The organism is Oceanobacillus chungangensis (genome assembly GCF_003369565.1).
Classification (GTDB): Bacteria; Bacillota; Bacilli; order Bacillales; family Amphibacillaceae; genus Oceanobacillus; species Oceanobacillus chungangensis.
Genome location: NZ_PIOD01000025.1, coordinates 13,650 through 36,961, shown reverse-complemented (window position 1 = coordinate 36,961; position 23,312 = coordinate 13,650). Strand labels below are relative to the sequence as shown.

At 37.0% G+C, this 23,312-nt stretch carries 23 protein-coding genes; 2 read left to right on the top strand and 21 right to left on the bottom strand.

Going from position 1 to position 23,312, the window contains the following annotated elements:
* Positions 1-13: 13 nt before the first annotated feature.
* The 8 genes from CWR45_RS16435 to CWR45_RS16400 form a co-directional block, all read right to left on the bottom strand.
* Complete coding sequence (locus CWR45_RS16435) at positions 14-802, bottom strand: DeoR/GlpR family DNA-binding transcription regulator (protein WP_115750930.1); 789 nt, start codon at positions 800-802, stop codon at positions 14-16.
* A 32-nt stretch (positions 803-834) separates the two neighbouring features.
* The gene (locus tag CWR45_RS16430; protein ID WP_115750929.1) at positions 835-1,851 is read right to left on the bottom strand and encodes an ABC transporter ATP-binding protein; all 1,017 of its coding nucleotides are present in this window, start codon (positions 1,849-1,851) and stop codon (positions 835-837) included.
* Entirely contained in the window at positions 1,848-2,759 is a 912-nt protein-coding gene (locus CWR45_RS16425; RefSeq protein WP_211315982.1) for an ABC transporter permease, read from the bottom strand. The genes CWR45_RS16430 and CWR45_RS16425 overlap by 4 nt, the downstream gene beginning before the upstream one ends.
* Positions 2,756-3,604, bottom strand: coding sequence for an ABC transporter permease (locus tag CWR45_RS16420; protein WP_245975444.1), 849 nt, complete (start codon positions 3,602-3,604; stop codon positions 2,756-2,758). The genes CWR45_RS16425 and CWR45_RS16420 overlap by 4 nt, the downstream gene beginning before the upstream one ends.
* Positions 3,585-4,439, bottom strand: a complete 855-nt coding sequence (locus CWR45_RS16415) for an alkaline phosphatase family protein (protein WP_115750928.1) — start codon at positions 4,437-4,439, stop codon at positions 3,585-3,587. Before CWR45_RS16415 ends, CWR45_RS16420 begins: the two co-directional genes overlap by 20 nt.
* Positions 4,429-5,526: an ABC transporter substrate-binding protein gene (locus CWR45_RS16410; RefSeq protein WP_115750927.1), complete on the bottom strand. Its 1,098-nt coding sequence runs from the start codon at positions 5,524-5,526 to the stop codon at positions 4,429-4,431. Before CWR45_RS16410 ends, CWR45_RS16415 begins: the two co-directional genes overlap by 11 nt.
* Before the next feature lie 492 nt (positions 5,527-6,018).
* On the bottom strand, positions 6,019-7,056 hold the full coding sequence (locus tag CWR45_RS16405; protein WP_170138890.1) for an acyltransferase family protein: 1,038 nt from the start codon (positions 7,054-7,056) through the stop codon (positions 6,019-6,021).
* 387 nt (positions 7,057-7,443) lie between these two features.
* Positions 7,444-8,235, bottom strand: coding sequence for a uracil-DNA glycosylase family protein (locus CWR45_RS16400; RefSeq protein ID WP_115750925.1), 792 nt, complete (start codon positions 8,233-8,235; stop codon positions 7,444-7,446).
* Positions 8,236-8,983: 748 nt separating this feature from the next.
* On the opposite strand from CWR45_RS16400, the gene CWR45_RS16395 reads away from it, so the two are divergent.
* The gene (locus tag CWR45_RS16395) at positions 8,984-9,598 is read left to right on the top strand and encodes an acetate uptake transporter (protein ID WP_115750924.1); all 615 of its coding nucleotides are present in this window, start codon (positions 8,984-8,986) and stop codon (positions 9,596-9,598) included.
* A gap of 250 nt (positions 9,599-9,848) precedes the next feature.
* Here CWR45_RS16395 and CWR45_RS16390 read toward each other — a convergent pair whose 3' ends face one another.
* From CWR45_RS16390 to CWR45_RS16365, 6 genes are all read right to left on the bottom strand, one after another.
* The gene (locus tag CWR45_RS16390) at positions 9,849-10,181 is read right to left on the bottom strand and encodes an ArsR/SmtB family transcription factor (protein WP_115750923.1); all 333 of its coding nucleotides are present in this window, start codon (positions 10,179-10,181) and stop codon (positions 9,849-9,851) included.
* A 1-nt stretch (position 10,182) separates the two neighbouring features.
* The gene (locus tag CWR45_RS16385; RefSeq protein WP_115750922.1) at positions 10,183-10,614 is read right to left on the bottom strand and encodes an SRPBCC domain-containing protein; all 432 of its coding nucleotides are present in this window, start codon (positions 10,612-10,614) and stop codon (positions 10,183-10,185) included.
* A 153-nt stretch (positions 10,615-10,767) separates the two neighbouring features.
* Positions 10,768-12,327, bottom strand: a complete 1,560-nt coding sequence (locus tag CWR45_RS16380) for a hydantoinase/oxoprolinase N-terminal domain-containing protein (RefSeq protein WP_115750921.1) — start codon at positions 12,325-12,327, stop codon at positions 10,768-10,770.
* The gene (locus tag CWR45_RS16375) at positions 12,327-13,421 is read right to left on the bottom strand and encodes an S-methyl thiohydantoin desulfurase family protein (RefSeq protein ID WP_115750920.1); all 1,095 of its coding nucleotides are present in this window, start codon (positions 13,419-13,421) and stop codon (positions 12,327-12,329) included. The genes CWR45_RS16380 and CWR45_RS16375 overlap by 1 nt, the downstream gene beginning before the upstream one ends.
* Before the next feature lie 73 nt (positions 13,422-13,494).
* Complete coding sequence (locus CWR45_RS16370) at positions 13,495-14,811, bottom strand: purine-cytosine permease family protein (RefSeq protein ID WP_115750919.1); 1,317 nt, start codon at positions 14,809-14,811, stop codon at positions 13,495-13,497.
* A gap of 205 nt (positions 14,812-15,016) precedes the next feature.
* The gene (locus tag CWR45_RS16365; RefSeq protein ID WP_170138889.1) at positions 15,017-15,637 is read right to left on the bottom strand and encodes a TetR/AcrR family transcriptional regulator; all 621 of its coding nucleotides are present in this window, start codon (positions 15,635-15,637) and stop codon (positions 15,017-15,019) included.
* Positions 15,638-15,977: 340 nt separating this feature from the next.
* On the opposite strand from CWR45_RS16365, the gene corA reads away from it, so the two are divergent.
* Positions 15,978-16,928 carry a magnesium/cobalt transporter CorA gene (corA, locus tag CWR45_RS16360; protein WP_115750917.1) on the top strand — a complete coding sequence of 317 codons (951 nt, stop codon included), beginning with the start codon at positions 15,978-15,980 and terminating at the stop codon, positions 16,926-16,928.
* 70 nt (positions 16,929-16,998) lie between these two features.
* Here corA and CWR45_RS20175 read toward each other — a convergent pair whose 3' ends face one another.
* The 7 genes from CWR45_RS20175 to CWR45_RS16325 form a co-directional block, all read right to left on the bottom strand.
* Positions 16,999-17,256 (bottom strand): urease accessory protein UreD, encoded by a 258-nt coding sequence (locus CWR45_RS20175; RefSeq protein WP_281271867.1) that lies wholly within the window; start codon positions 17,254-17,256, stop codon positions 16,999-17,001.
* Between the two features lie 417 nt (positions 17,257-17,673).
* A complete protein-coding gene (locus tag CWR45_RS16350) occupies positions 17,674-18,771 on the bottom strand; it encodes an ABC transporter ATP-binding protein (protein WP_115750916.1) in 1,098 nt (365 codons plus the stop codon).
* Positions 18,772-18,823: 52 nt separating this feature from the next.
* The gene (locus CWR45_RS16345) at positions 18,824-19,963 is read right to left on the bottom strand and encodes an ROK family transcriptional regulator (RefSeq protein WP_147294841.1); all 1,140 of its coding nucleotides are present in this window, start codon (positions 19,961-19,963) and stop codon (positions 18,824-18,826) included.
* Positions 19,964-19,965: 2 nt separating this feature from the next.
* A complete protein-coding gene (locus tag CWR45_RS16340) occupies positions 19,966-20,829 on the bottom strand; it encodes a protein phosphatase 2C domain-containing protein (protein WP_170138888.1) in 864 nt (287 codons plus the stop codon).
* Entirely contained in the window at positions 20,822-21,412 is a 591-nt protein-coding gene (locus CWR45_RS16335) for a YdcF family protein (protein WP_115750913.1), read from the bottom strand. The genes CWR45_RS16340 and CWR45_RS16335 overlap by 8 nt, the downstream gene beginning before the upstream one ends.
* Before the next feature lie 37 nt (positions 21,413-21,449).
* The gene (locus CWR45_RS16330) at positions 21,450-22,289 is read right to left on the bottom strand and encodes a carbohydrate ABC transporter permease (protein WP_115750912.1); all 840 of its coding nucleotides are present in this window, start codon (positions 22,287-22,289) and stop codon (positions 21,450-21,452) included.
* Positions 22,289-23,158, bottom strand: coding sequence for a carbohydrate ABC transporter permease (locus tag CWR45_RS16325; protein WP_115750911.1), 870 nt, complete (start codon positions 23,156-23,158; stop codon positions 22,289-22,291). The genes CWR45_RS16330 and CWR45_RS16325 overlap by 1 nt, the downstream gene beginning before the upstream one ends.
* Between the last annotated feature and the right edge of the window lie 154 nt (positions 23,159-23,312).

Sequence of the window (23,312 nt, the reverse complement as noted above, 5' to 3'; positions counted from 1 at the left end):
TGTAACCTTACGTTTAATTGAAAATTTCTTTTTTTCGAGATGCATTAACATTGATCCAATCATATCCTTTGTTCACCCAATCATAGGGCTTCTCTTGATCGCTAATAATGGTTGAAAGCTTGGAGATTGGACATATTTCAAACATTGATTTCTTATTTAATTTTGATGAATCTGTTAGCAAAATGGCTTCATGGCTGCACTCCATCATGGCCTCTGAAACAAGGGATTCCTCCATATCGAAGTCATACACTGCTTCCTGTGTTACACCACCACAGGATAAGAAGGATCGATTAAAACTAAACCTTTGTAAAAACTCGATTGTATAGCTCCCTTTAACGGATGCCTGATAAGGATTGGTCGTTCCTGGCAGCATGATCACTTGTCCTGTTAATCGCTGTTCTTCGATTGCTAAATTAAATCGACTAGCTGCACTCAATGAGTTTGTGACAACAGTAACGAATTGTAGATTTTCAATCATGTCAGCTATATGAACGGTCGTTGAGCCAACGTCTACGGCAATTGTATCTCCATTCTGAATCATTGCTGCAGCATGTTTTGCTAATTTTTTCTTTTCATCCAAATTTAGTAGCATTTTCTTTTCGTAGACCATTTCCTTTTGGGATGGGATATAAGGCACTGCGCCTCCATGAACGCGTGTTAGTAGATCATTCATTTCAAGCTCAGCTAAATCTCTTCGTATTGTTTCTGGAGTAACAAGTTGCTCGTTGGCTAAAGCTGTCACCATCACTTTCCCATCTTTTTCCAACTGTTCTAAAATATATGCATGCCGTTCATCTTTCATCGCTTCTCCCCCTGATTCACTACATTCTACACCTATTGATCAATTGCAATAATATCATTTCGGTCAATGAAAAGCTGTGTTTGCGATTTGATGCTCTCCAGGTTTTGTACATTATTTATGAGATCGACGGAAAGCTTTACATCATTCACATCATACAAGCAACGGATTGTGCTGCCTAATACCGTATAATTTTCAATTTTCCCGTTGAAATAGATGCCTGTCTCTCCAGATGGGGCTGCTAATTGGATGGACTCGGAACGAATCGCATACTTGCTTACTAAACTTTGATCTGAAAATGCAGGATCAATTTTATTCAGATCATCCGTAGATAAAATGTTGTAATTCCCGATAAAACTTGCTACGAACTGATTTTTTGGCTGTGCATAGAGATCTGCAGGAGTGGCACTTTGCACAATCTTTCCTTCACTCATTACAAAGACTCGATCAGATAAAATCATCGCCTCTTCCTGATCATGTGTTACAAAAATCATCGTAATCCCTAATGTCTTTTGCAATTCCCTAATATCTACTTGCAATTGCTTTCTGATTTTAGCATCTAGGGCACTTAATGGTTCGTCCAATAATAGTACTTTCGGTTTTGTCACGAGTGAACGTGCTAGTGATGTACGTTGCTGTTGCCCCCCTGACAGTTGATGTGGGTAATGATCTATTTTATCCTCTAAGTTTACTAACCGCACAACCCTCATCACTTCTCGATGGATTTCATCCTTAGGCAGCTTCTTTAAAGTAAGGCCAAATGCGATATTTTCAAAAATCGTCATATTTGGAAATAGAGCATAGTTTTGAAAGACCATTCCAACGTTACGATCTCGTGGCAGCGTGTTGCTAATATCGTCTTCTTCTAGAAATAGATTCCCCTCTTGGAATACTTCTAAGCCTGCAATGACACGTAACAACGTAGACTTCCCACAACCACTTGGTCCTAGTAACGTTATTAATTCGCCTTCTTCAATCTGAAATGAAATATCTTTTAAAACTTCATGATTACCAAAACTTAGTGATAGATTTTCAACTGAAATAAAACTCATAGCTTCCGCCTCTTTTCATTGTTCGATTTTACTTCTGAAGTTGCTGCTGGTTCTAATTGCTTAAGGCTTAGCGGTGGAATCACCTGTTCCTGTTTGCGTTTCTTTCTTTTGAATAACGAATTACTTACGCCTTTTTTGGAAGATGTTATCCGTGTGATAACTAAACTAATGACAATGAGCAGTAAGAAGTATGCTACCATGACTGCACTCGCTAAGTGGCCATTTTCATTCATTCTTCGCATCATATAAATCCGAATCGTTTCATAACGTCCACCAATTAAAAGATTGGTCAGGACAAACTCACCGAAAAATCCAGAGAAGATTAATAAAGTAGTAATTAATAGACCTAACTTGATGTTGGGGACGATAACTTTTAAAAATGCTTGCAGTTTACTCGCACCGAGCATTTCTGCAGCCTGCATTAAATTTCTAGAGTGAATGCCTTCCAGGCTATTCCTTACTCCTTGATACATGAACGGCAAGGAACCGACGAAGAGCCCGCCGACTAAAACGGCATACTTTGGAATTGCTGATCCAGAATACATTCTGAGCAATCCAGTCGCTAATATAACTGCTGGAATTGCATAGGGCATTAGTACAAGACCCTTCATAAAATTATCAACTTTAGGAAAATACATATAGACGATGAAAACAGTTGGAACCATAACGACAAGAACGACAGCCAATGTAATAAGAGTTAAAGTAATGGATCTTGTTACCGCCGATATGAAGTTGGAATCCTGAAATAATTCGATGAACCATTGGAAAGTAAAATCATTTGGCAATAAAGTGTTAGACCAATTTGTTGAGGTTGCATACAGTCCAGTTGAAATAAATGGGAAAATCATATATAAACCAAATATCACCAGAATGAGATAGGTACTAATGTTACGTTTTTTTATTTTCATGCTAAATCCCTCCTCACTCTCCGCAGCATTGTTTGCGATAGGATTAAAATTAAAATCATAATTAGTGCAAAGACAACCGCTAACGTGCTGCCAAGAATCGGGCGTGCATAAATGTCTCCAGAAACAAGGGCTGCGATGCGAATGGTGATTAAATTAACATTACTTCCTGTTAGCGCGTAGGCAGTTTCATATGTTCCCATTCCATTCGCGAACATAATGACGAAGGTTCCTGCAATCGATGGCATGATATTCGGTAAACCAATCTTCCGCCAATAGACCCAATTGGATGCTCCTAAAATGAACGCCGCTTCTTTCCATTCCTTTTTTATCTTTTTTAACGAAGGATAGATGAACAATATCCCGAGCGGAATCTGGAAATACAAGTACGTTACTGCAAGGCCCTGCCAGGAATAAAGGTTAAAGCCTTCAAATAACGGGAAATTCAATCCATCAAAGAAGTGGCGCAATGCTCCAGAATTTCCAATTAAAATAATAAAAGCAAAGGCTAAAGGAACACCAGCGAAATTCGCTGCAACATTAATATAAACGGTTATTTTTTCCTGGATTTTCTCGGGTAAATTCGTTAGCGCGTAAGAAACAATAATCGCTAGAATAAGCCCAACAATACTAGAGAAAATCGAGATCATCCCACTATTTAAAAAGGCCTGATAATAAAATGGGTTCGTGAAAATTTCCTTATAATTATCAAATGTAAAGGATCCAGTTGTTTCACTTGTAAAACTCGACGTGATCATTAAGACCATTGGGATGACTAAGAACAGTGCAGCGAGCAGGAAAAACGGTATTAGCAATATCCAAATCTTATTAAATCTTTCCGTTTTCAAGGGTAATCACCCCTTCATTTAAATTCTGCCAATCTATTTCTTGCATTTTCTTACCTTTCTCAATACCTAGCAAATGACAGACAAGAGGAGCTAGCTGCAATTGCTCTAGTGGCTTTGTACCAATTCTTGGCTCGAGTTGATCAGAAAAAATAAATAATGGTACTTCTCGATGCTCTAGCAGTGTCCCGCCATGATTTCCAAAGTCATCCATACCATGATCTGAAGTCACAATCACTTGATATCCCATCTCTAACCAACGTGGTACGTAAATACCTAAAATCGTATCCACTCGGGTAACAGCACTGCGATATTCGATTGAATTCCCAGTATATTTATGCCCAATATCATCAATATTCATGGAATGAACATACATGAAATCAGGATTCGTTGACGTGATTAAAGCATGTGCATCCGCAAAAAGATGGGAATCTGGGTACGTATCATCCGAATAGAAAATCCCGTGCTGAATTGCTTTTGTTTCATCATGCTGAATGCGATCTTCAAACATAGAAAATGGCGCACGATTATATAATTCACTTACCCAATTATAAGCAGCTGCTGCAGTCGTCTTCCCTGCATCCTTCATCAGTGAAAAAATACTTTGTTCTTTTGACATCTGTACATTGTAATTCGTGTAAATCCCATTTTCATGTGTAGGGACACCTGTTAACAATACTTCATATAAAGGTCTTGAATTACTTGGTGTTTCTGAAATGACTTTATAGCGACTTGCCAAATTCTTTTCAACAAAATGATTTAAGAAACCTAATTGCTGGATGGCAATGTCATATCGACAGCCATCCAACGTAATCATAATGACTTTTTTATTGGACATTTACTAACACCTCTTGTTGCCATAATTGTGGTAATTCAATTGCTGTTTGATCCCATGCTTTGTGATCTTCTACTTGTTTCACATTTTCATAGGCTGCATCCGGAAGTAATTTTGCTTGTACATCTTCAGGAAGCTCCACATCGCGAATCGGACGTGCATACCCTTTCGCTAAATTGATTTGTCCTTGATCCGATAAAATATATTCTCTAGCTAATTTTGCGGCATTTGGATGTGGCGCATTTTTGTTAATGACAGTAGTATACCCACTCATCACAGAACCGTCTGTTGGAATTGTTACTTCAAATCGTTCAGGATCAATTTGATCACGATAGTTTAATCCATTGAAATCCCAAACAACCGCAACATCAATTTCACCTTTTTCTAAATTCGCTAAGCTAGCATCCGCTGAAGTTAAACGTCCTGCTTCTGCAAGTTGCTTAAAGTAGTCAATTCCTGGTTGAATATCTATTTCACTTCCACCGTTTGCCATAGCTGCACCAAGTACTGCGAATTGTGCCTGTGTTGCTTTCGTCACATCACCTACAGAAATATTGTAGTTTCCATTTGCAACATCTTCCCAAGAAGTAGGGGCCTCGTCCACATTTTGCTTGTCCGTAATAAAAGCAATCGTTCCTGTATAGCTTAGTAACCAGTGGCCTTCGTCATCCTTTGCCCAATCTGGAATCTCATCCCAATATGAAGTTTTGTAAGGTAACGTTAATCCTTTATTTGCGGCAAGTGGACCAAAGTTAATTCCCACATCACCAATATCTGCTGTACCATTTTCACCTTCTGATTCAAATTTCGCTAATTCCTCAGCACTTGACATGTCTGTATCCGTTTGTTTAATTCCATATTCCCCTTCAATTCCGTCCCAAGACTCAATCCAGTTTGCCCAAGTATCCGGCATCCCGACACTAGCAATCTCGCCTTCTTCCTTCCCTTTTTCAATAATCGTTTCTAGTGAATCATCCGCGTTTGCAGTAAAGCCTTCGTCTGCAGGCGAACCACATGCAGCTAAAAGAAGTACCAAAGAAATTAATCCTGTGATTAAAAGTGTCATTTTTTTACTAATATTTATTTTCATAGTTATATGCTCCTTAAATGTTTGTTTTAATTCTAACTAATCTTGATTTCTATTATTGAAACTAAATTAACGTCAAGTCGCTAAATAATTGCTCTAAAAACCTCCTATATAGTTAGATTCATTCAATATCCAACAACCAAACATATATTTGTTTTGTTTTTGTTTATGTTTGATTGTGACTTTATATTAACAAACAAATGTTAAACAAACATTGAGACAATGTAAAAGGTTTGTAAATTGATTGGAACACAGAGACTGATAGATACTACTGCAAGGATCAATACGTAAATATATAACTGTGTAATAACATTTCTGTTAAAAACCATGGCAAGTCCTGCATCTTTCTGCCAATCTATCTTCCTCTACTCTATTAATATCCTGAAAAGGAACAAAAGAATTATAAAAAAAGACCAAGTGTGATTAACACTTGGTCTAAGTCATGGAAATATTCTGGGACGCGGTGCCTGTCCCCTTGTCCCTCCGTTTATTATGCTATATGCCCTTTTTGAGCACAGTCTGTTGATTCTTATTTGTTGTTGCTCTACCTCTTATCTTCCCTATCATAAATGCGCTAAAAGGTAGGTATGAAACTAATCTAATAATTAGAATGCATATTAGTAGACTAATGATAAAAAGAGATCCAATTTGACCAGTTAATGAACTAAATTTTGCTGTATATGGTGCAATATAAAACTGTACTAAGCGATGTAACAAATAAATACCAAACGCATAATTACTTATGAAATCTATTAGTCTAACCCTGGGCATTATTTTTCCAAATGCTAATATCATTAAAGTCATAGATATGACGAAAGGTAGTAAATCTAATCTTCTTGACCCCCCCGATGTGTTGCCACTACTGAAGTTTATTGCAATTATGCCAATAGAAACTAATACTAATAATATAGTAATATAACGATACTTAATTAAATAATCGATGACTATATTGTAGTATTTCCCTATTAAATAAGCGACTGCAAAATAAGCTAACCATGTTGGAAATATTATCCTAAATACCGCTTTTAAATCAGGATTAGCAATATGCACATTGTTAACAAATGTCAAAAACAATAAACCTACGAAAAACATAGAAGGAATAAGCCAGATAGTTGATACATTTGTCTTTTTGATTAACCAAAAGATTAAATATAATTGAAAAATAGCTAGCACAAACCATCCTGTAAAGTCTCCTATGAAAATGTTCTTCAATAATTTTCCTGTTAAATTATAATTAGGGTAGTTTAATTCGCCATTTAAAGCATAAATAAACGCAAAAAATACAAATGGCAATAATATAAATTTGAATCGGCTTTTTAAGAAATTTGCCGGAGTTTTGTCTTTATACCGATTGGCTATTATGATAATCGAAAGTAATACAAATGTTGGTGTTGCATAAGCGAGAAGTACTCTAAATAATTGAAACAAATCATTATCTATATTTCCATTGATTAATATAATTTCAGTAGTAGAGTGTAATAACACTATACTTAAACATGCAGCTACTCTCAGTACATTCCATTCATGAATCATTAAAAGTTCGACTCCTTTAGACAATAAAATACATTTAATGCTATTCCGCATTATATCATATTTCTTTTTTAATGGGTTAAGGTTAAAAATCCCATGGTAGGGACAGGCTCCTTGTCCCTATATATAGTAATTGTTTAGTTAAATGTATCTTCCCTTTGTCAATGATTTCACAAGAGTCTATGTCCTCTGGCTGGCTCTATCGGAAAACTGGAACTATCTGAATATATCTCAATATTATAAGTGATTTTGTGAACCAATTTTACTAAACTACACTTTTCAAATTTCTATGTAAAAAAAGACCAAGTGTCTTTAACACTCAGTCTAAGTCATGAAAATATTTTGGGACGCAGTGCCTGTCCCCTTGTCCCCCCGCCTTGTCCTGGATCATCATATACGAGGTAGATTAACAAATTCGCTATTTCTTCTACTCTTGCTCTTATGAAAATAAAATTCCAATCTCTCAATCATAGAATCCTTATTCTCACTAAATTGTCTATGTCGATGTCCATTACTTCCAGATGGGTGAGGGAATCCATTAAGAATTGAATTTGATTTAATATAATTTTTTTCTGCAAGGTAATTCAATACTTTTGATACATTAACCCCAAGTGGAATTATTAAAGGATTATCCATGGATTTAAGCTCTGTTGCAAAGTAATCAATAACATATTTTTTGAGAAGCTCCGTTTTTAAAATATTTGGAGTCGAACCACTGTAATTTTTCCCTTTATAGAAAACGGGATATGGAAGTAGTGATGTGGTTTGCACCAAGTTGCTCGCTGTGGAAAATAGTTCATTTGTCGATGACAAACCTAAGTGCTTATGTAATTGTAATTCATCCAACATCGTTATGAGGTTTTTTCTCATTGGACCTTGGAAACTGGAGTTATTTTTTACGTCTCTTAGAATTTCTTCATTATTGGTTAATTGATCTCTAGCATTAATGACAGTCGAATAGGATTGTTTCATTTGAAAAAGTCCTGGGGTAATCCCGACAATCACTACTTTAGCTTGCTCATTAACGTATTCAAATGGTGCGTAATATATTTCAAGCTGTTTTTTCTCATCTTTCTCCAGCAAAAATGCCTCGTTTAATAATACTTCATCCTCTAAAGAAGCAGACAGAGAAAATAGCTGATCTTTATAAATGTTAAATTTTGAATAGGACGCAATACTCATTAGTCAATTTCCTCCATAACAGAATTATTGATAGAACCTTTATAAAGACTAATGATATCATATAGCATGTAAATAAATATGTAGACTTGATTATTAAACTAAAGTAGTCGAGGTCTGACTCCAATATCTTCTAAATAATCGCTTTATATACGCGAACACCCTTACTTTTCTAGTGTCTGCTTTAAGGTGATAATATCACTCCCCCAAATAATTGCTTATTGCTTTACGAATTCTTTACTCTGTTTCACTTCTGTAAATACTCTTCCCGCCGATTCTCTCTATCTAATACATAATCAGGATCTAGTAAGTCTGTTAATAGATGGGGTTGCTCAATAAGTGCCATGCCATCGATACGGCGACGATCCCCCGTATATACATTATGTACGACTTTAAAAAAGTTACCCTAGATTAATGTAAACTAAAGACAAAAAATCCAAATTAAGGGATTCTTTATTATGTTTGAAAATTTTCTAGTTACAAAAACATCAGGTTAAAAGCCTGATGTTTTTGTGCTTCAAAAGAAGATGCTTATTCTCATGCCTCTTCATTTCACGCAACTTCATATTTGTTTTTTTCCGTTAAATAAATCTCCACAAACACTCTCACTTTTCTAGTGTCAACCCTAAGGGATAATATGGCTTTCCCGAAAATCCATTCATTTCTTCCTATTTATCGAATGTCCTAGACAAATGAGATAAACTTCGGTATCTTTATAAAGGCAAAACATCTAGGAGGAAATAGACATCATATGAATAATCAGAATCATACTTCAGTAAAAATTGTAACAGCTGATCCATCTGCTCTTGGGTTGTTTGGTTTAGCAATGGTTACACTTGTAGCCTCATCACAAAAATTAGGTTGGACAGAAGGTACGGCTTTAATATTGCCTTGGGCTTTCTTTTTAGGTGGTCTTGCACAAATCATTGCAGGCCTGCTAGATTCTAAACATAATAATGCATTTGGTGCAACAGCATTTAGTGCATATGGACTGTTTTGGTTCGGTGTTGGAACGACGTGGATGATACAAATGGGTGCTTTTGGAGAAACCTTACTTGCAAACGCGGATTCCAAACAGCTAGGTGTTGCATTCGTCGGCTACTTAATTTTTAGCTTATTTATGACAGTCGGAGCAATGGAAACACATAAAGTACTATTTTTTATTTTCGTTTTCATTGATTTCTTATTTATCGGATTGTCCCTAAGTTCATTTAATATTATGTATGAATTTTCACATATGCTTGCAGCAATCTCTGAATTACTAATTGCTTTACTTTCATTTTATGGTGCAGCTGCTTCCCTATTAAACACTCATTTTGGGAAAGTTGTTTTACCAGTAGGAAAAGCCTTTGGTATCTTTAAGTAAGCGGAGGATATTGTTTTACGCTTGGTAACAATTTGATATTAACTACCTATACTTTAAATGAAAAGCTCTGTGGAGAGAAATATCCGCAGGGCTTTTGTTTTTTATTTAAATATACCTAATAAGAGTGTATGACGATCTGCAGTAATTTTGTGAAGAATTATACTTATGATTTATAACAAACACTCATGATTATGGAATAACTTACAACAGAAATGCTAAAACAAATGTTATTCCTTCTAGGTTGAATAAATCAAGACAAATCAGATTCATCCTCAGCCTCTGCAATGCATTTAATCCACTCTAACCGGCTGTCCCAATCCGCTGCCAATTTCGTCATCCACTCTGCTGTTTCCGATAGTTGATTTGGACAAACTGTATATTGTACTTCCCGTCCAACACGGTCGGAAGCAACTAGCCCGGCTCCTTTCAGGATAGTAAGTTGTTTGACAACTGCTTGCCGGGACACAGGTACTATTGTAGCTAATGTTGTTGCAGTAGCATGTCCCCTTGAAGCAATGAGGTTAAGTAACTGAAGGCGTGTTGGGTCCGCCAATGCATTCAAAACATTTTCGAAATTATTCATTTCATTCCTCAGCACGCTTCCGCAATACTTCTAGTTGTTGCTCCCAACCTTTGACATTCTCTTTGAAGAACTTATGTTGCTCCTTCTCCGGTACGGCAATACTAGAAAAGCCACTTTCAACGACACGAAGCAAAGTTCCCCCATCCTTCTCAGTCAACGTAAACTCAACAGGTGTAGAGTTTTCTTCTTGTGGTTCCGCTCCCGGGAATGAACTGGCCCATCGACAGGCGAGGTAATTCGGCGCATCCATTTGCTCAATCAATACTGGAAATTCACCAAACCTTGTTTTCGCCACTATTCTAGTCCCGTCGATCTCTACACTGTCAGGACCAGGCTTATCGCCCACCCACCATGCCGGTTGGCTAACCAATGCCCACACCGTTTGAAGCGAAGCATCAATAATAATCTCTCGTTCTATTCGATCATTATCCATTCTTATCCCTCCTTTGTTTATATATGCAACCAAATAGTAGCACATAGTAAATTAGATGTGCAATCGAATAGTTGCTATACATAAAAAGGAATCCCCAAAACGAGGATTCCTTTCCAACTTCCTATTAATCTTACATTCTTACTCTATAGTTCATTATTGACTCAATTCACCAGCAGCCTTAACTCGTACTCTTGTAGCCCCTCCTGGTAAATATGCGAGTGGAACGTCTTCGATATCCACAATCACAAGGCTATCTGGATCTGCACCTGCATTGATTGCTTCTCCCTTTGCTTCAGCCTTAGCCCATTCTAATGCATCTTCTCTGCCAATCTCATCTAATAGGTAAATTTTTTCTATCTGACCACTTACTTGAGAGATTGCCGATCCAATTGCATTTGCAACACCTGAATGTTCTGGGCGTATCACTTGTGAGGCACCTTTTAATTCTGTTGGCAATAAAATACTGCCTCCACCAACAAGGATAACAGGGATAGCATCTGCACTTGTTTTCATCTTATCGACTGCTTCTTCAACGAGCTCAACTATTTTTGAATAAACTCTAGTTAGCAATTCTTTATCAAGATGAGCAACTTTTGATGGATCCCCTAGCTCTACTTTTCCTAAAGCAACAGCGACATCCGTTGTCGTTAATGTATCTCCGCCGAAAATAAGCGCCTTTTCTGGCAAACGATATCCAACACTGTCAGGTCCAATCGTGAATTCACCATTTTCTTCTATTCGAACGATTGTACCACCACCTAGACCAATTGAAATTAGGTCAGGCATTCGGAAGTTTGTCCGTGCTCCACCAATCTCCACTTCTAAAGAAGATTCCCGGGGAAATGAATTGATTAATACACCAACATCAGAGGTTGTCCCACCAACGTCTACGACAATCGCATCGGATAAATTACCTAAATAAGATGCACCACGCAATGAATTCGTTGGACCACATGCCACCGTAAATATTGGGTATTTAACAGCATATTCTACGGACATTAAAGTCCCATCGTTTTGTCCAAAAAATACTTTCGCTTCAATTCCTTCATTTTTTAATGCATTGGTAAAGCCATCTGCAGCTTTTTTTGCAACGTTTACGACAGAGGCATTCAGAATCGTAGCATTCTCTCTTTCAAGTAATCCTACAGAACCAATCTCAGATGATAAGGAAATTGCAACTTCCTCGCCTAATATTTCCTTAAATATTTTTCTTGCGCGTTCCTCATGGTCTCTTGACACAGGAGAAAAAACAGAAGTAATTGCGATTGAATCGACATGCCCCTTCACTTCCTCTGCAATCTTATACAAATGTGCTTCATCTAATGAAACAATTTCCCGTCCATCAAATTCATGGCCACCACGAACAAGATATACATATTTTCCAAGTGCCACACGGAGCTCTTCTGGTACACCTACAAGTGGTTTTACTGCCAATGTAGCTGGAGCACCGATCCGCACCACCGCAATTTTATTCAGACCCTTCCGCTCTACAATTGCATTCGTGCAATGGGTTGTTCCAAGCATCGCAAAACCAATATCTTCACGTGAGACATCTGAATTTGTAATGACTTCATGCATTGCCTTATAAATACCTGTTGCAACATCTACAGTTGTAGATGATTTTGTTTCTGATAGCACGCGATTATTCTGATCTAATAAAACCGCATCTGTATGGGTTCCCCCTACATCAATTCCAATACGATAAGTACCCATTATTTTGTCACCTCTTGATTTACTAGTTCTTCTACTGGAGTATAGTCAACGTCATAACCAAAATACTTTGGACCAACCGTTTCAATTCCCTTTTCTGTTCGCCATTTTGGATGACATGGGATGCCAATGATAACACATCTTGATCCATAGCGGATTCCTTCGGTTGTAATTGGAAGTCCGGTTTCTGCGTCAAGAACAGCAATTAAATCTGGTGTCACGCAAAGCAATCGCTTGTCCGTTTGTGCTAGTAAATGTTCATTCTGGAAACGAAGCTGTAGTGTTTCATCTCTATACTCATTAAGCCCTTCAAATGTTGCGATACCTCTTGCGAATCCTGATTCCGTTTTTCGATTTATATCCGTTACTTTTCCTTGGAATAATTCAAATCCGCCAACAGTTTTCAGTACTTCCTGGATGGCATTCACATTGTTAGCTTTCGCAAGCCGAATCGTTTTACCAATTTCCTCTTCAAGCCTTAAGATATTGCTTATGCCACTTTCCTTCAGATTTTTACCAGTCATCGAATACATTGCATTCATTACGGAACCACCCATTTGAATTGTAGCCGCACGAGCAATCCGCTCCGTCCAAACATTATCAATCGTCGATAACAATGCTGTATTTCCTTTTTCATCCGCGATCACTGCTGGTGTTGCAGAAATACCATCTAGATAAAAGGTTACCATTTGCAATTCAGGAAATGCTCTTCCCATTCCATCTGCATCAATAACAGGTAATCCTAATCTTGCTGCAAGGGCGAATGGAAGCATGGAGTTAACCCCGCCCGCTTCTATTGGGAATGTTGCATAGATTTTTTTCCCTAAATGCTCTTCCAGTTTTTGAAAAGCTTCAATCGCCTCTTCACCACTCGGGATTTTCTCCAACATAACAGTTGGTGCCCCCATCATGGATGACGGAACGACCAATGCATCATCTGGAACCTCATCCAAATCTAATACTGTTACAGGTCCATATTCCTCAATTGCCTGCAGTGCCATTAGTTTCCCGATATATGGATCACCACCTCCACCAGTTCCAAGTAAGGCTGCACCTACAGCTATATCTTCAATTTCCTGTTTCCCAATTTTCCTCATTATTTACTACCTCCACTTTTCATTCTAAGACCTAGCACTTGCTAAGCCTTAAAATGAATTTTCTTAGTTGTCCTTATGCAATCTTTCCATTTATCTCTTTTTTGTTTCTCCCTTTTCTTATAAGTAATGCGCCTATATAATAAACGACACCACTGACTAATAGAGAATTGATCGAAGGAATACCCACTGTAACAAGATAACCAGCTGCAAATCCTGCTGCCCAAGCAATGAGCGTCATTGGATGCATTTTGTCAATATTTGATGGTAATATGCCTTTTGCTCTTGTTTCATCCAATACTTGTCGGTTTGTTTTTAAGATAAAATATTCTACAACGATAATCCCAGCAATTGGCGGAACGAGCACTCCTAAGAATACAAGGAAATTAACAAAGTAATCCAGAATACCAATAACCGAAAGTACTGTTCCAATAATCCCAATAACAAGTGTCACCATTCCGCGGTTCAATTTAATTTTAAAGATAGAGTCAAAAATGTTCGTAAATCCGAGCGAAGAAGAATATAGATTTAAATTATTAATTTTCACCGTTGACAATACAACTACTAGTGCTCCTAGCCAACCAGAAGTTGAGACCATAATACTTACAATGTCATTGGTTCTAGCTGCAAGTGCCATTAAAACTGCGATCATGTTGATTCCAAGTTCACCAATAAGCAAGCCAATGGTTGACATCCAAAATACATCTTTTCCACTCTTAGCAAATCTGCTGAAGTCTGGTGTAATGACTGCACCAATAATGAACCCACCAGCAATCATTGTAGCTGCAGCACCCATCGATAATGGATCACCCGCAGGAGAAGCCGACATTAAGTCGGTAATCGAGTGGTCCTTTAATACTTGATATATTCCAACAGCGACTGCCAACAGAAAAGCAGGGACTGTTATCGCGGCAGTTATACTTAATAGTTTAAACCCAAACATTACGAGCACTGTCACACCTAATCCAGTAATCGCAGCAGCGACGGGAAGCGGTAATTTCCCTCCTGATGCCTGTACTAGCCCATCTGCAAAAACAGAGTTTTGCACGCCGAACCACCCAACACAAGATATCGCAATTACGCCACCAATAATACTTGAACCATAGCGGCCAAACCCTGTCCACCTTGACAATAGACTTGTAGAAAGGCCTTCACGTGCACCAGCATATCCTAGAAGGAAACTGATTACTTGTAAAATAACACTTCCGAACATCGTAGCCCAAAATGCTTGCCAGAATGTCATGCCATATCCTAATGAAGCACCTAATATAAATTGAGAGATTGTCGCTAAAGCACCTACCCGGATAATAGTGATACTCCAAAGTGACTGCCTTGCTGACATCGGTACCCTTGATAGTGAATAGTCATCACCAATATTTGGTTTATTCCCCATTTCTCTTACCTCCTATGTTCCTGTTATGATTATTTTCAGCTGGGGAACTTCCTTAATGAAAAGCAAATACCCATCACTGTTAAAATATTCCGTTTATTTAGGTTATCATGTTGTATTGCTATAAAAATCAAAGGCATAGAATTAACTTTCTATTAGAAAACCAAAGGTAGCCAAGTCTTCTTATCTACTAACTAACAATTGCTTCTTACCTTTCCTTCGATTCAACAGAATCTTTTTTTTCTGAATACTCCTTGTTTATTTCGTCAAATAATGCATGGATTATTTTGCTTGCAAGTACTACTTGCTCTTCAAAATCTTCATCATTATATAACTTAATTCCCCAAAAGATCCCGTTACCGATGAGTACAAATTGCTTAATTACCCGATCAATTTCACGTGGTAGCATCGCTGGGTAACTGGCCGTCAGGATAGACCCCAATGCATCAACGAGCCACTCGTTATATCGCAGCATATGGCTGTACAGATACTTCGTAATTTCTGGTATAGGTGACGTAACGAGTGAAATATACGCATTTGTACCTTGTATATCTCCTTTATGATGCGATGCAATCCCTTCAAACATCGCTGTAAGGATTTGTTCAACAGGCTTATCCTTGTTTTCTTCTAAAATGCTTTCCATTTTTCTGAAGTGATTGTCCAATAGCTGTTTAAATGCAGCGATAAACAATTCTTCTTTATTCCTATAAAAGAAATATATAGATGCTGGTTTTATCTCAACTTCTGCTGCAATCTTCCGCATCGTTGCCCCGTGATACCCATGCAGGGCGTATTGATGTAATGCTGCATCGATTAATTTTTTCTGCAATATATCACCACCTAACGTTTGTTAGGTAACATTATATGCCCTATTTTGTGCTTGGTCAATAAGTTATTTGATAATTTAATCAAGATGAAATCTTTTATCTATTACAAGAAAACGGAACCATTGTTGATTTAGCGGTATTATTTATCCTCTGAATATTTGATGATTTTCTAAGAATATTTTAGTCGTGTTTAGGGGAATGATTATGCTAAACGGGGATTTGTAGATTAGCATAACCAACCATTATATAGCACTTATTAATTCAATGAGATCTTCAAATACCAGCATAAAATCCTACCTAGAGGAAATAGCTAAAGAAAGACTTTTCACTAAGGAGTATGACATGATTCAGATTATGGCAGTTTCAAATGAAAATGAAATCATTACAAATGTTGCGATTGATGATGTCGACTTCGAAAAACTTAAATGGTGGTGGATAGATTTTAATATACCAACCGATAATGAAATAGAAAAACTTGATACAATCCTTCACTTCCACCTGCTTGCGATAGAAGATTGTATTCTTAGTTTGCAGCGGCCGAAACTGGATTATTATGATGATTTTTCTTTCTTTGTGGCACATACTATTGACGCCGAATCATTTAATCAATATGAGATTGATTTTTTTATTGGAGCAAACTACATCGTAACATTCCATAAAAATGATTTAGATGAGGTCAACCAGGTGTGGAATACTTTCCTGCGTGAGGGGAAAATACTTGATTGGGACGAATACCGAGTTTTCTATGAAATTATGGATAAAGTGGTTGACAACTTTTTCCCAATTGTTTATCAGATGGAAGATAAAATTAGCAAAATCGAAAACAATCCAGAAAAGCAATCAATGGATGTCTTGCTCGATCATTTATTTGAGCTAAGACACCAATTACTCGATTTACGGCATTCGATTAACCCAATACGAGATCTTTTTTATCGAATATTAAATTCACATCATCTGGAAGGAATCAAGGATAGACGGGAATACTTTGTTGATATTTATGACCATTTATTGAAGTTATCGGAAATGGTTGATTCTAATCGTGAGGTTACGAACGATATTCGCGATAGTTTCATCTCCATAAACTCCTACCAGCAAAACAAAGTCATTCAAATACTTACAGTTGTAACGTCAATTTTTGCACCGCTTACGTTCATTGTAGGGGTTTATGGTATGAATTTTGCCAACATGCCTGAATTGAATTGGGATTTTGGCTATTTCATAGTTTTAGGAATAATGCTAGTCTTAGCAATTCTCATGATTGCATTTTTCAAAAAAAGAGGCTGGTTTAGATGAATACTGTCCGGAAAAGTGTGATATTAATTGTAAAAACCCAGCAATTAAATTAATTGCTAGGTTTTCAATGTTAATATTTTCTTAAACTTGGGGTTTTATTAAAACATTCCTTACTAATTATATGGTGAAATTCAGAAAACATCTTTTCAATGGTTTGTGTGTTGTTAGCTAATACGCGTATGGTGAGTCCTGGGATTGGCAAAGATGATAGTCCCACTTTATATTCCTTCGTACTAGAATCAATCACTTGATATAAACGATTAAGGAGATCAGTCTTCACTTTTTCGCCAACCAAAATCATGGATCCCAAATGGGAATAGCCTTCCATCTGGCCTAGTTCCTTTACATTCTACATAGCTGGATTTAGTTTTATATGATCTAATACGACAAGCTCGTTTTCCATATATATTTCATTGATCAATTGAAGTCTATCATAACTAAAGTGCTCCCCGAACATCATATCTTCTCTGGTTAGCCGCAAAATACCGATATAATTGCAAACGCGCCGATATTTTGTACATTCTCGCCGATATATTATGAAAACACGCCGATATATGGTCTGTTAACGCCGATATTCGACAAACCCGCCTGCATTCAATATCAAGCTGCTCCTAAAAGGGAACAATGAGAGATTAAATCCGCGCATTGTCCCCTGCTTCCGCATAAACTTTATATTGTCCCAATATAAAATCGTTTCCAGTTATGTCCATTCTTGCACTTAACAGCCCACGTACAGCAGCTTAACCTACCTAATCCTCATTTCCGTCTCCACATCAAAGAAACTCGCGTGATTTAAATCTAGTCCTAGTTGAACCTTCTCTCCACCATTAATATTCGTACGCGAGTCAACGCGAGCTATAAAATCCTGTTTGCTAATCTTTAAGAATAAGTACGTTTCGGCACCATGTAATTCAGAGACTTCAATCACTGCAGTTATCTTGGTGTCCGGATTCGAATGAATAAATTCCATATCATCGTGAATATCTTCTGGTCGAATTCCCAATATGATAGTTTTCCCTATATACCCTTGATCACGAAGCATGTTCATTTTCTCTTCGGGAACCTTTACTTTCACTTCGTCCATTACGAAATGTTCTTCAGTAAGCTTTCCGGTCAAGAAATTCATAGAGGGGGATCCTATAAATCCACCAACAAAAATATTCTCTGGAAAATCATATACTTCCTTTGGTGCTCCTACCTGTTGAATAATACCATCCTTCATCACTACTAGACGCGTTGCCATTGTCATCGCTTCTGTCTGATCATGTGTAACGTAGATTGTTGTTGTATGTAAGCGACGGTGAAGCTTTTGGATTTCTGTACGCATTTGTACACGTAATTTGGCATCCAAATTGGAAAGTGGCTCATCCATTAAGAATACTTTTGCATCCCGAACAATAGCGCGTCCGAGCGCCACCCGCTGACGTTGCCCACCTGACAATGCTTTTGGTTTACGATCCAAATACGCCTCTAATCCTAGTATTTCTGCCGCTTGTTTAACACGAACGTCGATTTCTTCTTTCTTTAATTTACGTAATTTTAAGCCAAAGGCCATATTATCGTAAACGTTCATATGTGGATAAAGCGCATAGTTTTGGAATACCATAGCAATATCACGATCTTTCGGTGCAACATCATTCATCTTCCGATCATCAATGAAAAACTCACCTTCAGAAATTTCCTCCAATCCGGCAATCATTCTTAATGTTGTTGACTTCCCACATCCCGATGGTCCAACAAACACAATAAACTCTTGGTCTTTAATATGTAAATTGAAATTTTTTACCGCAAAACTATCCTTGTCATAGGTTTTACCAATACTGTCCAACCGCAATTCTGCCACTTCATAGCCTCCTAATCAGTACTCTTTCAAATGGTTCCTTCACTTCTATTTTCTATAATTTGAACATTTCCTGTATTGCTAATTCAGCTGCCATTGATGCCTGTTCTTGTCTTTTTGATAAATACTCTAAGATAACATCTCGACTAAAATGGGGTACTGATGTTTTCATTTTTTCTTTAATGATTGGAATGATAAAATCCCCTGCCATATCAAATAATCTTCCAGTTAGAAGTACTTTCTCTGGATCGAAAAATATAATAAGGTTACATAATCCATCCCCGATTGCATTCCCAATTTTTAGCAGGGCATTTTCATAGCGCTGATTTCCTTTCATTATTTCTTTTATCATATTATCAATGCTTATGGAGAAAACATTCTCCAATCCGCCTATTGAAGCCATTGTTGTTAAGCAGCCTGCACTTCCACAATGGCAAGGCAATGCATCTTTGCCAAAGAATGTTTTTATATGTCCGAATTCACCGGCTCGATGATGGTAGCCCGTATATAATTCTTTATTAATAACGATAGCTCCACCAATACCTTCATCTATACTTAAGGTGAGGTTATTTTGCGATGAATCTAATGCTCCACCTGAATTTTCAACAATCGCGATAGTATTAATATCATTATCAATATGAACCGGGAAGGAATAATGTTGTTCTAGTTTTTCTTTTAAAGGGTAGTCTTTTAAATGTAATGCGTGAGAATTAATCACGATTCCAGCTAGCGGGTCAACAACACCTTGAATACTAATGCCAATCCCTTTGATTAATTGCAAGCTTGATGCATTTGTAAGTAAAGCATCAATAATCGATTGCAAATAATGTAATGTATCGTCCGCATTGTTATAATTCGCAGCATCAATAGATTGCTCAGCTAGGATATTATGATTGAAATCGACAAGAATTCCTCGAATTGATTGGACAGTAATTTCGATTCCAATCGCATAAAGCTGAGAATGGTTTATTTCAAGTGGGATTGGTTTTCTTCCTGCCCCAGAACCTGTGCTTTTTCCTTCGATTATGATATTCTCCTCGAGCAATCTTCCAGTAATATTCGTAATCGTTTGTTGTGTTAGACCTGTCTTCGCTGCAATGTCAATTCGAGATATAGGCCCCTCATAATAGATTACATTCAGCACTCTTTGTTGATTGTATGCCTTCATTACTTGAGCACTACTTTTCGCCTTCAAAATTAACAACCTGCCTTCCTTAAGTCAATCATAATTCCTGTTTTATCGTCTGATTTTTTTAATCTTGGGTATACTTCTGCATTCGGATCTAACTCTTCTAATGAAGTGAGAGTGTTTATATAATTTAAAATCCCCTCTTGATCAATCATGTTAATCATTTTCATAAAATCTGTATGAGAATCGTTAATTGTTTTCGGATAAAATAAACCATCCGTAACCAAATAGATTCTTTCAACATTTGAAATATTAATCGCGCCATATTCTAGAAAATCAGCGAATGCTTCTTCCCCATTTAGAACAGAATAGCCACCTAATGTATTTGCTTTCTTGCGGTTATCGCGAATCGTTGGCAAACAATAGCTAAACTGTTCATCTGAACTTAGCCCTAAATCCCTTGCTACTAACGATTTTTTAATCGTTAATGTATCAAAACTGCTCACCTGATCATGTGATAAGGCGCGTATTGTCCCATCGATGTATTTGACAAAAACCATCGAATCGGCTGCTTGAACATATTCCAATTTTGTTTGATTTACACGGACTATAGCAAAAGCAGCACTCCATAATTTTGTCTTGTCCGAAATGTCTATTCCAGATTGAACCATTAGTTGTCTAAGCTCACGATTTGCCTGAAGGACCGCTTCTACCAGGGAGGATGAATCATTCATTTCCTCCATATGTTTTGCTAGAAGATTACTAGCAATGGCCCCACCAGTATTTCCATTGACATCTTTGTACGGTGTAACCGATGTTGCACCGTCAACTACTCCAAATACAAGTCCAGACTTGTTCACGATTAAGGCATCCTCATTTATTTCCCTTGACCCCTTCAACGTATACGACTCTAACTCATATTGACTAACCAATCGATTCACTCCTATCTTTTATTTCAAGTAACTGATTACGAGTACTAAAAAACACACGGAACTCGTTTAACGTTCGGATACCCTGCTTCAAAATAGCAGAAGGCTTTCTGCTGCAATAAAAATCTGTCTTAAAGTCTAGCATTTTCGCAATGTAATTAATTCTCCTTAAATGGAAGGAGTTTGAAATGATCAGCGAAGACTTTAACTGATGATCTTTCATGATACTTTTACAGTTTACAATATTATCAATGGTAGTCATTGCAGCTGGGTCAAGGATAATCATATTTCCCTTAACACCATGCTTGACTAAGTAATCCTTCATTAAATTTGCCTCAGGAACGGTAGAAATTACTTTTCCACCAGTTACTATTATTTTTTTGAAAGCATATTTCTTCATTAATTGAATACCTTCTTGCAGACGCTCCTCTAAAAATGGTTGTATTTTGTCATCTTTACATACATATCCTAAGATGATTAGTACATCTGCATCCTTCTTTTTAATAAAAAAAGTGTGAATCCAAATGTTGAAAAGAATAATGAGTACAATCATGCTTAAAAATAAAAGAATTACAATTTCTGCCATTACATAGTCTCCTTAAAATAATAATAATAATATCGAATCACCCTTTAATCCCGGAATTTACCATTCCCTCAATGATATATTTTTGTGCAACAATAAAGATGATAATCATAGGGATTATCGCAATTACTGATGCTGTTAACAATAAGTTCCAATCAGTAGAATATAAAGATTGGAATTCTGTTAGACCTAATGTTACCGTTCGCTTCTCTGGCGAATTAATATATAGCACAGGTCGGAGAATATCATTCCAATTATTCATAAAAGCTATGATGAATAGTGTTGCCAAAGGTGCCTTTGAAAGCGGCAAGAAGATTCTTCGATAGATTTGGAACGGTTTCGCACCGTCCATTATCGCGGCATCAACCAAGCTGCTAGGGATACTTTGATAAAATTCTCGAAGCATAAATGTTCCAAATGAACCTACTAAAAGAGATGGAACAATTAGTGGCAAGTATGTATTCAACCAGTTAATTGAAGAAAACATTAAGAACTCCGGAATAATTGTCACCTCTACTGGAATCATCATCATCGCGATTAGAACAGCAAAGATAATATTCTTCCCTTTAAATTCCATCCTCGCAAATGCAAATGCTGCTAAGGAACAAGTCAGCAGCTGGCCAAGAGAAGCTACAGTTGAGATAAACAGACTATTACCTAAGTATTTAAGAAAATTATGCTCCGTCAAAACCTCAATATAATTGGACCACATCCCTTCCTTAAATAACAAATCAGGAATCAGCTTCGGCGGAATTTCAAATATCGCACCGGATGTTTTAAAAGAAGCGGCAACCATCCATAGAAACGGAAATAGCGTTGTAATACTATATAGAAGTAAAAATAAATAGATAATAATTTTTGTGCTTCTTCTCGTTTTCATTAATAATTCACCCACTTCTTCCTATATAGGAAATTAATCCATGTAATGACTAATATTAGAATAAATAGTACAAATGACAAACTTGAAGCATATCCCATATTAAAGTGGACAAACGCATTTTGATAAATGAAATACGATAATGTATTTGTCGCATTGTAAGGTCCACCTTGCGTCATGGAATGTGTGATTCCAAATGTGTGGAAGGATTCAATTATCGTGATAACTAATACAAAAAATATCGTTGGTGTTAATAGCGGCAATGTTACCTTTGTAAAGACTTTCCACTTATTTGCGCCATCCATTTGCGCTGCTTCCTGAAGTTCTGTCGGGATATTTTGCAAACCCGCAAGAAAAATAAGCATTTGATAACCAACACTTTTCCATATATAAACTAAAGCAAGAGCAATTAATGCATAATCTGGATCGCCTAGCCAGGAAATCGGTTCTTGTAAATTAAATATTTTGTCTAATAAAATATTTAATATTCCATTTTGCGGACTTAAAATCCAGTTCCAGATAATTCCGACTGCGACAATGGAAGTGATAACAGGAAGGAAAAATAAACTGCGAAAGAATTTAATCCCTTTTAATCGTTGATTTAATAACATGGCAAAGAATAACCCAATGATACATACACCTACAGTATAAATTGCGGTGAATAGGAGTGTGTTGCGTAATATTTGCCAAAACTCACCAGATTGAAATATTCGGGTATAGTTTTCCAAGCCAATCCATACTGGTGGAGAATAGATATCCCAATCGGTAAAGCTCGTGAAAAATGCAAAAATAACTGGAATTAATCGAAAGAGGAGTAATCCAATAATCGTTGGCAATAAGAATAGGTAAGCACTTTTTTTGAAGTATTGCATGGTTTCACTCCTAACTTAAATAGATGTAGCACCCCTCCAAAGATAACAGGATTAAGAACTACTAAGATTGCGATTCCACAACACGTACTAGTTAGAGGATAGGGCAGAGGCAGAAAGTCAGAAATGTAATCTTGCTTTTATCCCCCAACTTGTT

Bases quoted from the DNA above. Each gene is read 5' to 3' on its own strand.
- CWR45_RS16425 (WP_211315982.1), bottom strand. From the start codon at position 2,759: ATGAAAATAAAAAAACGTAACATTAGTACCTATCTCATTCTGGTGATA.
- CWR45_RS16400 (WP_115750925.1), bottom strand. From the start codon at position 8,235: ATGAGTATTGCGTCCTATTCAAAATTTAACATTTATAAAGATCAGCTA.
- CWR45_RS16380 (WP_115750921.1), bottom strand. From the start codon at position 12,327: ATGGGTACTTATCGTATTGGAATTGATGTAGGGGGAACCCATACAGAT.
- CWR45_RS16375 (WP_115750920.1), bottom strand. From the start codon at position 13,421: ATGAGGAAAATTGGGAAACAGGAAATTGAAGATATAGCTGTAGGTGCA.
- CWR45_RS16410 (WP_115750927.1), bottom strand. From the start codon at position 5,526: ATGAAAATAAATATTAGTAAAAAAATGACACTTTTAATCACAGGATTA.
- CWR45_RS16385 (WP_115750922.1), bottom strand. From the start codon at position 10,614: ATGGATAATGATCGAATAGAACGAGAGATTATTATTGATGCTTCGCTT.
- corA (WP_115750917.1), top strand. From the start codon at position 15,978: ATGATTCAGATTATGGCAGTTTCAAATGAAAATGAAATCATTACAAAT.
- CWR45_RS20175 (WP_281271867.1), bottom strand. From the start codon at position 17,256: ATGGAAGGCTATTCCCATTTGGGATCCATGATTTTGGTTGGCGAAAAA.
- CWR45_RS16435 (WP_115750930.1), bottom strand. From the start codon at position 802: ATGAAAGATGAACGGCATGCATATATTTTAGAACAGTTGGAAAAAGAT.
- CWR45_RS16430 (WP_115750929.1), bottom strand. From the start codon at position 1,851: ATGAGTTTTATTTCAGTTGAAAATCTATCACTAAGTTTTGGTAATCAT.
- CWR45_RS16335 (WP_115750913.1), bottom strand. From the start codon at position 21,412: ATGGCAGAAATTGTAATTCTTTTATTTTTAAGCATGATTGTACTCATT.
- CWR45_RS16395 (WP_115750924.1), top strand. From the start codon at position 8,984: ATGAATAATCAGAATCATACTTCAGTAAAAATTGTAACAGCTGATCCA.
- CWR45_RS16405 (WP_170138890.1), bottom strand. From the start codon at position 7,056: ATGATTCATGAATGGAATGTACTGAGAGTAGCTGCATGTTTAAGTATA.
- CWR45_RS16370 (WP_115750919.1), bottom strand. From the start codon at position 14,811: ATGGGGAATAAACCAAATATTGGTGATGACTATTCACTATCAAGGGTA.
- CWR45_RS16415 (WP_115750928.1), bottom strand. From the start codon at position 4,439: ATGTCCAATAAAAAAGTCATTATGATTACGTTGGATGGCTGTCGATAT.
- CWR45_RS16390 (WP_115750923.1), bottom strand. From the start codon at position 10,181: ATGAATAATTTCGAAAATGTTTTGAATGCATTGGCGGACCCAACACGC.
- CWR45_RS16325 (WP_115750911.1), bottom strand. From the start codon at position 23,158: ATGCAATACTTCAAAAAAAGTGCTTACCTATTCTTATTGCCAACGATT.
- CWR45_RS16330 (WP_115750912.1), bottom strand. From the start codon at position 22,289: ATGAAAACGAGAAGAAGCACAAAAATTATTATCTATTTATTTTTACTT.